This window comes from Nocardia mikamii NBRC 108933 (assembly GCF_001613505.1).
In the GTDB taxonomy this organism is placed as follows: Bacteria; Actinomycetota; Actinomycetes; order Mycobacteriales; family Mycobacteriaceae; genus Nocardia; species Nocardia mikamii.
The window spans coordinates 108,571-121,820 of record NZ_BDCM01000014.1; the positions used below are offsets into that span (position 1 = coordinate 108,571).

At 69.0% G+C, this 13,250-nt stretch carries 14 protein-coding genes; 3 read left to right on the forward strand and 11 right to left on the reverse strand.

The annotated features are described in order from the left end of the window. Positions 1-4: 4 nt before the first annotated feature. The 3 genes from cobO to purN form a co-directional block, all read right to left on the reverse strand. Entirely contained in the window at positions 5-619 is a 615-nt protein-coding gene (gene cobO / locus NMI01S_RS22090; RefSeq protein WP_063000911.1) for a cob(I)yrinic acid a,c-diamide adenosyltransferase, read from the reverse strand. Positions 620-736: 117 nt separating this feature from the next. Next, positions 737-2,788 (reverse strand): magnesium chelatase subunit D family protein, encoded by a 2,052-nt coding sequence (locus tag NMI01S_RS22095; RefSeq protein WP_084513158.1) that lies wholly within the window; start codon positions 2,786-2,788, stop codon positions 737-739. Positions 2,789-2,842: 54 nt separating this feature from the next. Then, positions 2,843-3,439, reverse strand: coding sequence for a phosphoribosylglycinamide formyltransferase (purN, locus tag NMI01S_RS22100; RefSeq protein WP_063000156.1), 597 nt, complete (start codon positions 3,437-3,439; stop codon positions 2,843-2,845). Positions 3,440-3,516: 77 nt separating this feature from the next. On the opposite strand from purN, the gene NMI01S_RS22105 reads away from it, so the two are divergent. Continuing rightward, the gene (locus tag NMI01S_RS22105) at positions 3,517-4,284 is read left to right on the forward strand and encodes an EI24 domain-containing protein (RefSeq protein ID WP_245717000.1); all 768 of its coding nucleotides are present in this window, start codon (positions 3,517-3,519) and stop codon (positions 4,282-4,284) included. 79 nt (positions 4,285-4,363) lie between these two features. On the opposite strand, the gene NMI01S_RS22110 is transcribed toward NMI01S_RS22105, so the two are convergent. Next, positions 4,364-4,813: a GNAT family N-acetyltransferase gene (locus NMI01S_RS22110; protein WP_039779600.1), complete on the reverse strand. Its 450-nt coding sequence runs from the start codon at positions 4,811-4,813 to the stop codon at positions 4,364-4,366. Positions 4,814-4,834: 21 nt separating this feature from the next. After that, on the reverse strand, positions 4,835-6,352 hold the full coding sequence (mqo, locus tag NMI01S_RS22115; RefSeq protein WP_063000913.1) for a malate dehydrogenase (quinone): 1,518 nt from the start codon (positions 6,350-6,352) through the stop codon (positions 4,835-4,837). Positions 6,353-6,543: 191 nt separating this feature from the next. On the opposite strand from mqo, the gene NMI01S_RS22120 reads away from it, so the two are divergent. After that, complete coding sequence (locus NMI01S_RS22120; protein ID WP_063000160.1) at positions 6,544-7,557, forward strand: alpha/beta hydrolase; 1,014 nt, start codon at positions 6,544-6,546, stop codon at positions 7,555-7,557. A gap of 84 nt (positions 7,558-7,641) precedes the next feature. On the opposite strand, the gene NMI01S_RS22125 is transcribed toward NMI01S_RS22120, so the two are convergent. The 5 genes from NMI01S_RS22125 to NMI01S_RS22145 form a co-directional block, all read right to left on the reverse strand. Continuing rightward, positions 7,642-8,202 (reverse strand): hypothetical protein, encoded by a 561-nt coding sequence (locus NMI01S_RS22125; protein WP_063000162.1) that lies wholly within the window; start codon positions 8,200-8,202, stop codon positions 7,642-7,644. Between the two features lie 203 nt (positions 8,203-8,405). Continuing rightward, positions 8,406-10,037 (reverse strand): cobyric acid synthase, encoded by a 1,632-nt coding sequence (locus NMI01S_RS22130; protein ID WP_063000164.1) that lies wholly within the window; start codon positions 10,035-10,037, stop codon positions 8,406-8,408. Between the two features lie 31 nt (positions 10,038-10,068). Continuing rightward, positions 10,069-10,932 carry a type I methionyl aminopeptidase gene (gene map / locus NMI01S_RS22135; RefSeq protein WP_063000166.1) on the reverse strand — a complete coding sequence of 288 codons (864 nt, stop codon included), beginning with the start codon at positions 10,930-10,932 and terminating at the stop codon, positions 10,069-10,071. Between the two features lie 59 nt (positions 10,933-10,991). Then, positions 10,992-11,423, reverse strand: a complete 432-nt coding sequence (locus NMI01S_RS22140) for a hypothetical protein (protein ID WP_245716976.1) — start codon at positions 11,421-11,423, stop codon at positions 10,992-10,994. 281 nt (positions 11,424-11,704) lie between these two features. Then, positions 11,705-12,319 (reverse strand): TetR/AcrR family transcriptional regulator, encoded by a 615-nt coding sequence (locus NMI01S_RS22145; RefSeq protein ID WP_063000168.1) that lies wholly within the window; start codon positions 12,317-12,319, stop codon positions 11,705-11,707. Between the two features lie 75 nt (positions 12,320-12,394). On the opposite strand from NMI01S_RS22145, the gene NMI01S_RS22150 reads away from it, so the two are divergent. Continuing rightward, positions 12,395-12,949 carry a peroxiredoxin-like family protein gene (locus NMI01S_RS22150; RefSeq protein ID WP_063000170.1) on the forward strand — a complete coding sequence of 185 codons (555 nt, stop codon included), beginning with the start codon at positions 12,395-12,397 and terminating at the stop codon, positions 12,947-12,949. 68 nt (positions 12,950-13,017) lie between these two features. Here NMI01S_RS22150 and NMI01S_RS34985 read toward each other — a convergent pair whose 3' ends face one another. After that, the gene (locus NMI01S_RS34985) at positions 13,018-13,167 is read right to left on the reverse strand and encodes a hypothetical protein (RefSeq protein WP_174554561.1); all 150 of its coding nucleotides are present in this window, start codon (positions 13,165-13,167) and stop codon (positions 13,018-13,020) included. Positions 13,168-13,250 lie beyond the last annotated feature (83 nt).

Genomic DNA, 13,250 nt, shown 5'->3' on the forward strand with positions numbered 1-13,250 from the left:
GCCGTCACCACTCGATACCCCGCTGACCCTTGCGCCCGGCGTCCATCGGATGTTTCACCTTGCTCATCTCGGTGACCAGATCCGCCGCGTCGACCAGCGCCTGCGGGGCGTCGCGGCCGGTGATCACCACATGCTGGTTGCCGGGCCGGTTCCGCAGCGTCTCGACCACCTCGTCGACGTCCACCCAGCCCCATTTCAGCGGGTAGGTGAACTCGTCGAGAACGTAGAAGCGGTGCTGTTCGGCGGTCAGCCGGCGCGCGATCTCCCGCCATCCGGCCAGGGCCGCGGCGGCGTGGTCGTCCTCGCTGCCCTGTTTGCGGGTCCACGACCAGCCCTCGCCCATCTTGTGCCACTCCACCGGGCCGCCGGTGCCGGTCTCCTCGTGCAGCCGGCCCAGGGTGCGGAAGGCGGCCTCCTCGCCGACCTTCCATTTCGCGCTCTTCACGAACTGGAAGACCGCGATATCGAATCCCTGATTCCAGGCCCGCAACGCCATCCCGAACGCCGCGGTCGACTTGCCCTTGCCGGGACCGGTGTGCACCGCGAGCACCGGCTGATTACGCCGCTGGCGAGTGGTCAGCCCGTCGTCGGGAATCGTGTCCGGAACGCCCTTCGGCATCGCTGCATCCTCCTGGTCGAGCACCTACGCATCACATTCCCACATCCGCACATCCGGTCGGCCGCGTGGGTCCGGCCGCCCCCGCCCGACCGGTCACGCACGGTGTGGCGCGAACGCTCACGCCGCCAGATGATGCGGCAGCCCGGACTTCACCGCGGCGGCGACCGAATCGCCGGTGAGCTCGCCGAGGCGCAGATAGGTGGCGCGCAGTTCCCGGGCGAATTCGGCGGCCAGGCCCAGCCGGACCATGCCGCGCTCGCAGTCCACGACCACCCCGGCCACACCGTCGCGGGCGAGCAGGCGGGCGGCGGCGCGGGCACGCGGGATCGGGTCGGCACCGCCGGTGGCGCGGCCGTCGGTCAGCAGCACGACCATCGCGCGGCGCTGCGGATCGCGGACGTGTTCGCGGGCCACCACCTCGCGGGCCTTCAGCAATCCTTGTGCCAGTGGGGTTTTGCCGCCGGTGCGCAGATCGGCGAGGCGGCGCACCGCGATATCCACCGACGAGGTCGGCGGCAGTACCAGTTCGGCCTCGCTGCCGCGCACGGTGATCACGGCGACCTTGTCGCGGCGCTGATAGGCGTCGCGCAGCAGGACCACCACCGCCCCGGTGACCGCCGACAGACGATCGCGGGCCGCCATCGACCCGGAGGCGTCGACCACGAACACCACCAGATTGCCTTCGCGCCCCTCGCGATACGCGCCCCGCAAATCGGCCGCCTCCAGTGCCAGCGGGCCGTCGACGCGGCCGCGGGCATGCTGATGGGGTGCGGCGGCGAACAGGGTGCCCAGCAGATGCAGGCCGGTGGAGGTATCGGTCACCGACCGCACCACCCGGCCGTGCCGGGTGTGGGCGCGAGATCGGCGTCCGGGAGCGCCCTCCCCGACCCCCGGGATCTCCCAGTGGGGCGGGCGGGCGACGGAATTCGCCGGGGCCGCCGCACTGCCCTCGCGGGCGCCGCCACGTGGGCCGCCGCCCGGTGAGCCGGGACCGTCGTCGTCGGGGCCCTTGTCGTCGGGACCGCCGTCGGAGCCGTTGTTCTCGGGAGCTCCGGCGCCGGAATCCGGTTCCCGCTGGTCCTGATCGACTTCGCGCTGCGGATCGGACTCCGATCGCGCTGCGTCGCTTCGCGTTTCGTCTTCGGCGGCTCGACTCTGCTCGGTGCGGGCCCGCTCGGCCTCCTGTTCGGCATCGCGCATCGCCTCGTCGAGTTGTTCGTCGGTGATGCCCGGTTCGTCGAACGGATCGCGCCGACGACGGTGCGGCAGTGCCAGTTCCGCGGCGATACGCACGTCGTCGGCGGTCACGCACTCACTTCCACGCCACGCCGCGTGGGCCGTCGCGGTCCGCGCCACCACCAGATCCGCGCGCATGCCGTCGACGTCGAAGGATGCGCACAGCGCGGCGATCCGGCGCAGTTCGATATCGTCGAGCGCCACCTCGGCGAGGCGTTCGCGCGCGGCGAGAATGCGCTCGGCGACGTCGCGATCGGCAGCGGTGTAGGCGGCCGCGAAACCGGCGGGATCGGCCTCGTAGTCGAGGCGGCGGCGCACCACGGCCATCCGCACGTCCACATCGCGGGAGGCCGCGACGTCGACGGTGAGGCCGAATCGGTCCAGTAGCTGCGGGCGGAGTTCGCCCTCCTCCGGGTTCATGGTGCCGACCAGGACGAACCGAGCCGGATGCGAATGCGACACTCCGTCGCGTTCGATGTGCACCCGCCCCATCGCCGCCGCGTCGAGCAGCACGTCGACCAGGTGGTCGTGCAGCAGATTCACTTCGTCGACGTACAGCACACCGTGATGGGCCGCCGCCAGCAGTCCGGGCCGGAACGCCTGCTCCCCGTCGCGCAGCACCCGCTCCAGATCCAGCGATCCCACGACCCGGTCCTCGGTCGCGCCGACCGGCAGCTCCACCAGCCGGGCGGGCCGCTGCCCACTCTCGTCGGCCACCGGCGGCAACAACTGCGCAAGCGCCCGCACCACCGTCGATTTCGCGGTCCCCTTCTCCCCGCGCACCAGGACGCCGCCGATCCCCGGATGCACCGCACACAGAATCAGCGCCAGCTGCAGCTGCTCCTGCCCCACCACCGCCGAGAACGGAAATCCCGCCTCACCGTCGTGATGCGCGGACACAGCCGATGCGGTTTCACCTCGGAAATCGGACACGCCCCCACTGTATGCGCGCCCCTTTCCGCACCCGCATCGGGCTGCCCTGTCGCGCTAGAGTCGCTGCCCCGCAGCGATCCGCCGCACCACCAGTGGCAACACCACATGTTCGGCCTCGAGCACGCGCGCGGCAAGGGTTTCGACGGTGTCGTCCGCGAGTACCGGAACCTCGCGATGGGCGATCACCCGGCCGGTGTCGTAGTCGCCGTCGACCAGATGCACCGTGGGCCCGGTGACCGTGACGCCGGACGCCAGCACCGCGTCGTGCACGCGACGGCCGAACATGCCGGCGCCGCCGAATCGCGGTAAGGGCGCCGGGTGGATGTTGAGGATGCGGGAACCGAAGTGCCGGCGCGTTCGCGGTCCGAGTTTCTTCATGTAGCCCGCCGTCACCACCCAGTCGGTCGCGTGCTCGGCCAGCGCGGCGCGGATCGCTTCGTCCAACGCGTCGGGATCCGGATGTGTCGCGCCCGAGAGATGCCGTGTCGGAATGCGATTCTCGCGGGCGTAGGCCAGACCCGCCGCATCGCTGTTGTTGCCGATGACGACCGCGATCTCGAAGCGCGCTCCGGGTTCCAGGGAGGACCGGTAGAGGGCGCGAAGATTCGAGCCGTGGTGTGAGACGAGCACGCCGACTCGCAGATTGCGCACACCTCGCAGTGTTTCACAGCTGTACGAAGAATTCGGCGCGCTGCTCACCCGCCGAATACGCTGGGCGGGTGCGGGATATGGTGCGGGGCTTCGGGTATCTGATGCGGGGGCAGCGGTGGGCCGCGGCGCATCGGCGGGAGCTCGGGCTGGGATTGCTGCCGGGCGTGCTCTCGACGGTGCTGTATCTCGGGCTGCTGGTGGCGCTGGTGTGGTTCGCGGGGGATCTGGTGGCATGGGCGACGCCGTTCGCGGCGCACTGGTCCTCGCCGTGGCCCGATGTGCTGCGTGGCGGCCTCGCCGTGCTGCTGGTCCTGCTGGGGCTGTTCCTGGCGGTGATCACGTTCACCGCGGTGACGCTGGTGATCGGCCAGCCGTTCTACGAGGCCCTCTCGGAACGGGTGGATCGGTCGCTGTCGGCCGACGGGCGGGCGCCGGAATCGGGACTGCCGCTGTGGCGAGAGGTGTGGATCGGCGTCCGCGACGGGGTGCGCATTCTGATCCGGGCGGCGGTGTGGGGCGTGGTGTTGTTCTGCGCCGGATTCCTGCCGCTCGTCGGGCAGACCGTCGTCCCGGTGCTCGGGGTCTGCGTGGCCGGGTTCTTCCTGGCGCAGGAACTGACCGCCGTCGCGATGCTGCGCCGCGGAATCGAGTTGCGCGAACATCTGACGATGCTGCGTTCGCATCGAATGCTGGTGTGGGGATTCGGCATTCCGCTGGCGGCCGCATTCCTCGTGCCGTTCGTGGCGATCTTTCTGATGCCGGGGGCGGTCGCCGGCGCCACGATGCTCGCCCGCGAACTGTGCGGAGCGGACAGCGATCCGGCACCGAATCCGTTGCGGAACTGACAACCCGCGCCCCGGAACGAGAGGGCCCCGCATCCCGGAACGGGATACGGGGCCGAAATCTCCGTGGTGGGGCCGCCACTCAGCCCCGGCGCATGGGGATGTGCGCGATCCCGTCTTCCTCGTACTCCTCGCCGTCGGGCTTGAACCCGTGCTTGGTGTAGAGGTCGACCAGATAGGTCTGGGCGTTCAAACGCACTGTCGCCGAACCGGCTTCGGCGATGGCCGCCTGCAGCACACGGGTGGTGTAGCCGTGACCGCGCGCCTCGGGGGTGGTGCACAACCGGCCGATGCGGAACGACTTCACCCCGTTGTGGTGCTCCTCGAGCAGCCGCAGGGTGCAGATGATCTCACCCTCGTCGTCGAGCCAGAAGTGGCGTGTCTCGGGGAGCAGATCGAGCCCGTCCAGTTCCGGATAAGCGCATTTCTGCTCCACGACGAACACTTCGACGCGCAGTTTCAACAGCTTGTACAGCGTCGCGGTATCCAGATCCGCGGCCCACGACCGTTTGAGCGCAACCGTTGACATCATCGCGTCTTGCTATCACATGATTCAGCTGTGCGCGACCCCAGCGGCGATCGGCGTGTTGTCGGCACGGCCGCTGCCGTTGAGATTGAGGGCCTTGGTCGACCAGTCCCACACCTCGTGGAACAGCGCCTGATTCTCCGAGAGCTTCACACCCAGTGACGGCACCATTTCCTTGAGTTTCGGTGTCCAGTCGGCGTATTCGCGCGGGAAGCAGCGCTGCAGCACGTCGATCATCGCGCTGACACAGGTGGACGCGCCGGGCGAGGCGCCGAGCAGTCCGGCGATGGAACCGTCTCCGGCGGCGATCACCGCGGTGCCGAGTTCCAGGACGCCGCCCGCACCCTTGCGCCGGATGATCTGCACGCGCTGGCCGGCGGTGATCAGCTCCCAGTCGTGGCCGTCGGCGCGCGGGATGAACTCCTCCATGGTGTTCACCTTGCCCGCCGGCGACTTCAGCAGTTCGCTGACGAGGTATTTGACCAGGCCGAGTTCGGTGACGCCGACACCCAGCATCGGGGTGACGTTGCCGGCCCGCACGGACTTGAGCAGGTCGCTGAACTTGCCGTCCTTCAGGAACTTCGGGGTCCAGCCGGCGTAGGGGCCGAACAGCAGGCCCGGCTTGCCGTTGATGACGCGAGTGTCCAAGTGCGGCACCGACATCGGCGGCGCGCCGACGGCGGCCTTGCCGTAGACCTTGGCGTCGTGCTTGGCGATCAGCTCGGGGTTGGTGCAGCGCAGGAACTGGCCGCTGACCGGGAATCCGGCGAAGCCCTGGATCTCCTTGATGCCGGCCTTCTGCAGCAGCGGCAGCGCGTAGCCGCCCGCGCCGACGAAGACGAATTTGGCGTCGATCGTGCGCGAGGTGCGGGTGCGGGTGTTGCGGACCTTGACCGTCCAGCTGCCGTCGGACTTCTTGGACAGGTTGCGCACCTCGTTGCCGAACGCGATCTCCACGCCCGAGGAACCGAGGTAGGCCAGCAGCTGCTTGGTCAGCGCTCCGAAGTCGATATCGGTACCGGTCTGGGTCCAGTTCAGCGCGACCGGCTCGGAGAAGTCACGGCCCCGGGCCATCAGTGGCAGGCGGCGGGTGAACTCGTCCGGGCTGTCGATGAACTCCATGCCCTCGAACAGCGGGTGCCGCGACAGCGCCGCGTGACGCTTGCGCAGATAGTCCACACCGTCGGCGCCGTGGCAGAAGCTCACGTGCGGAATGGGATTGATGAAGCCCGACGGGTCGGCGAGCACGCCGTTCTCGGCACCGTAGGCCCAGAACTGGCGCGACACCTGGAAGCGCTCGTTGATATCGATCGCCTTGGTGATGTCGACCGAACCGTCGGCGGCCTGCGGCGTGTAGTTCAGCTCGCACAGCGCCGAGTGGCCGGTGCCCGCGTTGTTCCACGGGTCGCTGCTCTCGGGCGCGGCCGCGTCCAGCCGCTCGAACATGGTGATCGACCAGTCGGGCTGCAACTGGCGAAGCAGTGCACCCAGGGTGGCACTCATGATGCCGGCACCGATGAGGACTACATCGGTCTTTTCAGTCATCGCAGCGTTCGGCACGGGGTGATCGACTTCCTTGTCCAGCGCGGGCACTTGGTGGGCGGGTAATGAGGTTACCCGCCGTTCACTTCAACTTGATTCTGCCCCTCACCATGCCCGTTTCCGAAACCGTCACACATGCACGTTCGCCACGGCTCACCGTGCAGGCCCCTGAGCGGGTCGAATATCGTGAAGCTGTGACGAACGAGACGCCCCTTGCCCCGTCGACCACTCACGCCTGGCAGCCCGATGTTCTGGGCGAGGGATATCGGCAGCTGACCATCCCGCTCGGCCCCGATCCGGACGGCGAGGGAGCGGTGGCGGCCACCCTGGTCCGCCACGAGCCCGATATCGCCGAGCCGGCCGCCGGCGCGGTGCTGTACGTGCACGGCTTCACCGACTACTTCTTCCAGAAGCATCTCGCCGAGCACATGAGTGCGCGCGGCTATCGCTTCTACGCCCTGGATCTGCGCAAGTGCGGACGCTCCCGCCGCCCCGGCCAGACCGCGCACTACGTCAGCGACCTGCGGCTCTACGACGCCGAACTGGATCGCGCGGTGCGGATCGTGCGCGAGGAGACCGGATTGCCGGTGCTGCTGATGGCGCACTCCACCGGCGGTCTGGTGTTGCCGCTGTGGCTCAACCGCCGCGACGCCGCCGCCGAGGGCATCACCGGGCTGGTGCTGAACAGTCCCTGGTTCGATCTGCAGGGCCCGGCCTACTACCGCCACATCGGCACCGCCGTGATCGACGGAGTGGGCCGGTTGCGCGCGATGACGCGCCTGCCCGGCGGCGAGCTGAGCACCTACGGCGACAGCCTGCACACCAGCGTCTCCGGCGAATGGGACTACAACCTGGACTGGAAGCCGCTGGGCGGGTTCCCGGTCCACCTGGGCTGGTTGCGCGCCATCCGCCGGGGCCACGCGGAGCTGCACCGCGGGCTCGACGTCGGAGTTCCGGCGCTGATCCTGCGCTCGAAGGTGACGAAGTTCATGCGCAAGTACGGCCCCGCCGCCGATGTGTCGGATGTGGTGCTCGACGTGCGCCAGATTCAGCGCTGGTCGGGATGCCTGGGCGGTCGCACGAACATCGTGCCGATCGAGGGCGCCCGCCACGACGTCTTCCTCTCGTCGCCGCAGGTGCGCTCACACGCGTTCAACGAACTGGACGCGTGGCTGAGCTGGCTGCGGGATTTCCGGGACGCGAACTGAATGACGTTGCCGTAGAAGGTGTATCGCCGGGATACACCTCGGCGGCGATGGCATCTCGGCCGGGGTTCCGATGAGTGTCGGCACTCACCACAGACCGGAGCGCAGCACGATCTCGGTGGCGAATTCGTGATCGGCCTTGATCGGCACCTCGGCGGTGTCGACCTGGGTGACGCGGAATTCGCCGAAGACGTGGCGACCGCAGGAATCGGCGACCGCGCGCGGCAGGTCCTCGGTGGCGATGACGGTGGTCGGCAGCTCCACTGCCGGGCAGGTGGTGTCGGCGGCGGTTCCGTCCACGGCCACGGCCGGATGCGGTCGCCCGGCCACCACCAGTCCGACGAATCGGCCGAAGCCGCGCGCGCCCAGCTGCCAGGCCAGTTCCGCGCCCGCGCCGTAGCCGGCCAGGTTGGCCCAGGCCACGCCGAGGTCGTCGAGGATGGCGTAGACGGCGGCCTTGTCCAGGCCGTCGATCGACTCCACCGTGATGGTGCGCAGATCGGAATTGTGCAGTCGCTCGCACACCTGGTCGTAGACGTCGGCCGGAGCTCCGGCGTCGGGTAGCAGCAGCACCGTATGCCTGGACTCCGGCCCGCCGACTCGTACGGTCCAGGCGCGGTCACCGACCGCGATTCGCCGGGTCTCCATGCCGATCAACGCTACACGGCAGCGGACGGGCGCACGCCATGTCCTCGGCCACGTTCATCGCCCGGTGATGACGCGGATCGCAGCGCTGTGAGGTGGGTAGCCCCGGCACCGGAAACTCGACCGCGGCACATCGAGCGAGTACGGCATCGGCCTGCGACCGGGGTCCGGCGCCCCGCGCGCACCGGCCCCGCCGGACCCGGCGGTCACCGGCCGACGGTGAGAGTGGGCAGCTCCGCGGGCGCACCGTCGCTGATCAGGCGCTCGAGCGCCGCGATGTCGAGGTGTTTCTCGATCAGGTCGGCGAGCAGATCCAATTGAGCGGTACGCACCGCCTCCACACAGGTATCGGAGGCGACCGCGAAGCCGGTGCGACCGGCCTGCCGCGCGGCCTCCCGCAGCCAGGCGCGGCGGAACTCGTCGGATTCCAGCAGCCCGTGCAGATGTGTGCCGCGAACAGCCCTGCGCACGCTGCCTTCGCCGACCGCGACCCCGGCGCCTCGGACTCGCACGTGACCGTCGGCGTCATCCGCGCGGGCCGCCCGGTCGCCGCCCCCGGGCCTGGCCGGATCCGTCTCGACACCGCTGGTCTCGACCCAGGCCGGATCGCCACTGCGCCGCACCCGGCCGTGGTGGATCTCGTAGCCGGACAACGGGATTCCGGCGACCGCTCCCCCGCTCGCCGCGCCGTGGCCGGCACTGCGGCGCAGCACCTTCGGATCGGCGAATTCGATCTCGAGGTCCAGCAGGCCGAGACCGGCCACCTCGCCCGCGCCGGATTCGACGTCGTCGTGGATGCGGCGGCCGAGCATCTGATAGCCACCGCAGATGCCCAGCACCGGCTTTCCGGCGCCGGCGTGGGCCGCGATCGCGTCCGCGATTCCGGTGCGGCGCAACCAGTTCAGATCCGAGACGGTGGATTTGCTCCCCGGAACGACGATCACATCGACGCCGGCCAGCCGCGACGGGTCGCTCACCCAGCGCACCGAGACTCCCGGCTCGCACGCCAGCGCCTCGATATCGGTGGAATTGGAGATACGTGGCAGCCGGATCGCGGCGACGCTCAGCCACTCGCTGCCCACCGGCGGGCGGGGGCGGCCGACCGGAGCGTCGGCGACCGTGCCGAGCGAATCCTCCGCGTCGATCCACAGCTCGTCGCTGAACGGCAGGACACCCAGCGTGGGGCGGCCGGTGAGCGCGGTCAGCTGGTCCAGTCCCGGTCGCAGCAGATCCACGTCGCCGCGGAACTTGTTGACGATGTAGCCCGAGATCAGCTGCTGATCCTCGGGATCGAGAATCGCCACGGTGCCGAACAGGTGCGCCAGCACCCCGCCGCGATCGATATCGCCCACCAGCAGGACCGGCAACTCCGCGGCCCGGGCGAGACCCATATTCGCCAGATCGGTCGCGCGCAGGTTGATCTCGGCGGGTGAGCCCGCGCCCTCGCAGATCACCACGTCGAATTCGGCACGCAGGGCGGCGAGTTCATCGGCCACCACCTCGCGCAACCGCCCCCGGTGCCGGAAATAGTCGCGCGCGCCGACGGTGTCGACGGCGACACCGCGCACCACCAGCTGCGAGCGGCGGTCGCTGCCGGGTTTGAGCAGTACCGGATTGAACCGCACGCTGGGTTCCAGGCCGCAGGCGCGCGCCTGCAAGGCCTGTGCCCGGCCGATCTCGCCCCCGTCGAGGGTTACGACCGAATTGTTGGACATGTTCTGCGCCTTGAACGGCGCCGCCCGCACGCCGCGCCGCGCCAGCATCCGGCAGATGCCGGCCACCACCACGCTTTTACCGGCGTCGGAGGTGGTGCCGGCGACCAACAGCGCGCCGTTCACCGCGTCACCGCGCCGGCCGCAGCGGCGAACCTCATGGGAGCGTGAGGATTTCGGCGCCTTCCTCGGTCACGACCAGCGTGTGCTCGAATTGCGCGGTCCACCGGCGGTCCTTGGTGACCACGGTCCAGCCGTCGTCCCAGATCTCGTAATCGATACCGCCGAGGTTGATCATCGGCTCGATGGTGAAGGTCATGCCCGGCTCGATGACCGATTCGATGGCGGGCTGGTCGTAGTGCAGGATCACCAGGCCGCTGTGAAAGGTCGGGCCGACACCGTGGCCGGTGAAGTCGCGGACCACGCCGTAGCCGAAACGGTTCGCATACGACTCGATGACGCGCCCGATCACGTTCAGCGCACGACCGGGCCGGACCGCCTTGATGGCCCGCATGGTGGCCTCGTGGGTGCGCTCCACCAGCAGCCGGGCCTCCTCGTCGACGTCACCGGCGAGGAAGGTGGCGTTGGTATCGCCGTGCACGCCGTTGATGTAGGCCGTGACGTCGATGTTGACGATGTCACCGTCCTCGATCACCGTGGAGTCCGGAATGCCGTGGCAGATCACCTCGTTCAGCGAGGTGCAGCAGGATTTGGGGAAGCCCTTGTAACCCAGGGTCGACGGGTAGGCCCCGTGATCGCACAGATACTCGTGCACGACCGCGTCGAGGTGATCGGTGGTGACGCCCGGGGCGACGGCTTTACCGGCCTCCTGCAGCGCCTGGGCGGCCAGTTTGCTCGCCAGCCGCATCTTCTCGATGGTCTCCGGCGTCTGCACCCACGGTTCGCGGCCCTCGTTCACGGTCTTCTTCCACGCGTACTCCGGCCGCTCGATCGAGCGCGGCACCTCGCGCACGGGCGAGAGCGTTCCGGGGGCGAGCGGCTTGCGGGTGCGCACAGACATGTATCCAGACTATCCGCCCCGGGGCGAGGCCACGGCGGCGACGCCGCTGTGCGCTGCGGTTACCGGGCGGGCGGCGCGGTGACGCCGCTGACGAGGTCGGTATAGCCGTCGACCAGTTCGGCGAGGTGGTACCAGTGCTTGTGGGTGGTGTCGCTGCGGGCGCCGTCGCGGTCGATGGCGCGGTTGGCGGCGACCCAGCTGCCGGCCATGCGGTCCACCATCGGCCCGAGGACGTCGGTGCGCAGCGCGACGCCGGTGCGATAACCCGGCAGTTCGCGTTCAACCCATTCGTTGATGTCGTCGATGAGTTCACCGCGGCGGCAGTCGATTTCCGCGATGAGAATCGGGTCGGCGACCTGCGCGCGCCGGGTGTGCAGGTCGGCCAGCGCCCGGGCGGACCGCAACAGTTCGCGGTCCTGGAATCGCCGACCTTGGAAGGCGCACAACAATTGCGGGGCTGCGGGTAACGCACTGGCAATCGAAGTCGTCATCGTCGCACCGTCATCACTGATCTCCGGATTTCGCTCGTCCGTCGTTCGGATCGAATGTGGCGAATTCAAGGGTAGATCGGATTCTGCTCTTGCATATGCAAGAACGCAAGATTGCGTCCGCATTGCTGGAATCACGGTGTGGTCACAGTCTTCTCGACCTCAGGATATGCCAGCGACGTGCGATGATGCCTCGAGAACGACTGTGCTGGTAATCATTTCACGGGCCGTTCGCCCACGGCCGGAACCCGCGACGGCGCGTCGGCAGTGATCACGCGACGCACTCAGTGTGGCGACAAACCACGCAAAACGATCGCCATACCACCGCGAAATTCCTCCTCGGCCGAGATGTCGCGGGCGTGCGCGGCGGTTTCGACGAGGTACGGATACTCGTCTGTCGGCAACGTAGTGATCGCCGTCGTGCCCGCACCACCGATCGCGGCATGGTGTTCGTTCTCCAGGCTGCCGAGCAGGAAGGCCACCAGCGTTCGCTGAGCTATCACTCGCTCCCGCCCCGTGAAACCGCCCGTGGTGAGTGCGGCGAGGGTGGCGTCCATCCATCGCAGTGCGGCCGGACTCGCGTGCCGATGTCGCGGCACCAGCGGGGCCACCGCCGGATGCGCCGCGACCGCGGCCCGCATGCGCTCGAGCAGTACCGCGATCGCCGCCCGCCACTCGGCGTCGACGGGGGTGGACACGTCGACGTCGCCGAGCACCCGGTCGACGATCAGCACTTCGAGAGCTTCCCGGTCGGCCACGTAGCGATACAGCGCCATGGTGGCCATGCCCAGTTCGGCGGCCACCGCGCGCATGGTCAGCCCGGACAGGCCCACGCGGTCGATCACAGCGAGGGCCGCCGTCGAGAGGTCCGCGGTGGTCAGCGAGCGAGGGCGGGGCACGGATTGACAGCGTACAAGATACGCGCATACTGGTCCGTAGGCGTACGAGGTACACCTATCTACCGAGGAGCATGCATGTCGGCACCCACCACCATCGCGAGCCGGACCCTGACCGCGGTCACCGGCGAACCGATTCCCGTCCCGGATCCCGATCGCCTGATTCATCTGCAATTCCGCCGGTTCGCCGGATGTCCCATCTGTCATCGCCATCTGCGCACCTTCGTCACCCGGCATGCCGAAATCGCCGCCGCCGGAATCCGCGAGGTCGCCGTCTTCCATTCCGCGGCAACCGAATTGACCGACTATGCCGCCGATATCCCCTTCGACCTGATCGCCGACCCGCACAAGACGCTGTATCGCGAATTCGGCGTGGAATCCGCGCCTCGCGCACTGCTGCATCCGCGGGCGTGGCCCGGTATCGCACTGGCGATCGGCAGCGCCGTCGGCCCGATGGCACGCGGCGAACAACCCACACCCCGCGGCACCCCACAGGGTGGCCGCCTCGGGCTGCCCGCCGATTTCCTCATCGCCTCCGACGGATCCCTCGCCGCCTCCCACTACGGCACCCACGCCGACGACCAGTGGACGGTCGACGAATTGCTCTCCCACGCAGAGGAACTCCGCCCATGACGATCTCGAAGCGGGACCGAGATCCCCCGGCTGATCCCACCGCCGGCGGCTGAGCCGGTCCGGGCGGCTCAGTGCGTGCTCGCGTGCTTCTCCCAGATCCGCACCTTGCTCGGCGCCACGGCCGTGATGCGTTGCCCGCCGGTGGCCGTGGTGCGGACCGCGTCACCGGCGGACAGGGTGGTCTGCCCGGGCGATCGCGGATATTCCCGGGAGGGCACGATCGCGCCGGGACCTGCGGGGCGGGCGGTATGCTCGCCCGACCGTTCCCATATCCGTGGAACGTGCTCCAGCGTCCCGAATC

Excerpts from the sequence above, each read along its gene's own strand:
- mqo (WP_063000913.1), bottom strand. The coding sequence starts at position 6,352 with ATGACTGAAAAGACCGATGTAGTCCTCATCGGTGCCGGCATCATGAGT.
- cobO (WP_063000911.1), bottom strand. The coding sequence starts at position 619 with ATGCCGAAGGGCGTTCCGGACACGATTCCCGACGACGGGCTGACCACT.
- NMI01S_RS22125 (WP_063000162.1), bottom strand. The coding sequence starts at position 8,202 with ATGGAGACCCGGCGAATCGCGGTCGGTGACCGCGCCTGGACCGTACGA.
- NMI01S_RS22105 (WP_245717000.1), top strand. The coding sequence starts at position 3,517 with ATGGTGCGGGGCTTCGGGTATCTGATGCGGGGGCAGCGGTGGGCCGCG.
- NMI01S_RS22110 (WP_039779600.1), bottom strand. The coding sequence starts at position 4,813 with ATGATGTCAACGGTTGCGCTCAAACGGTCGTGGGCCGCGGATCTGGAT.
- NMI01S_RS22150 (WP_063000170.1), top strand. The coding sequence starts at position 12,395 with ATGTCGGCACCCACCACCATCGCGAGCCGGACCCTGACCGCGGTCACC.
- NMI01S_RS22140 (WP_245716976.1), bottom strand. The coding sequence starts at position 11,423 with ATGACGACTTCGATTGCCAGTGCGTTACCCGCAGCCCCGCAATTGTTG.
- map (WP_063000166.1), bottom strand. The coding sequence starts at position 10,932 with ATGTCTGTGCGCACCCGCAAGCCGCTCGCCCCCGGAACGCTCTCGCCC.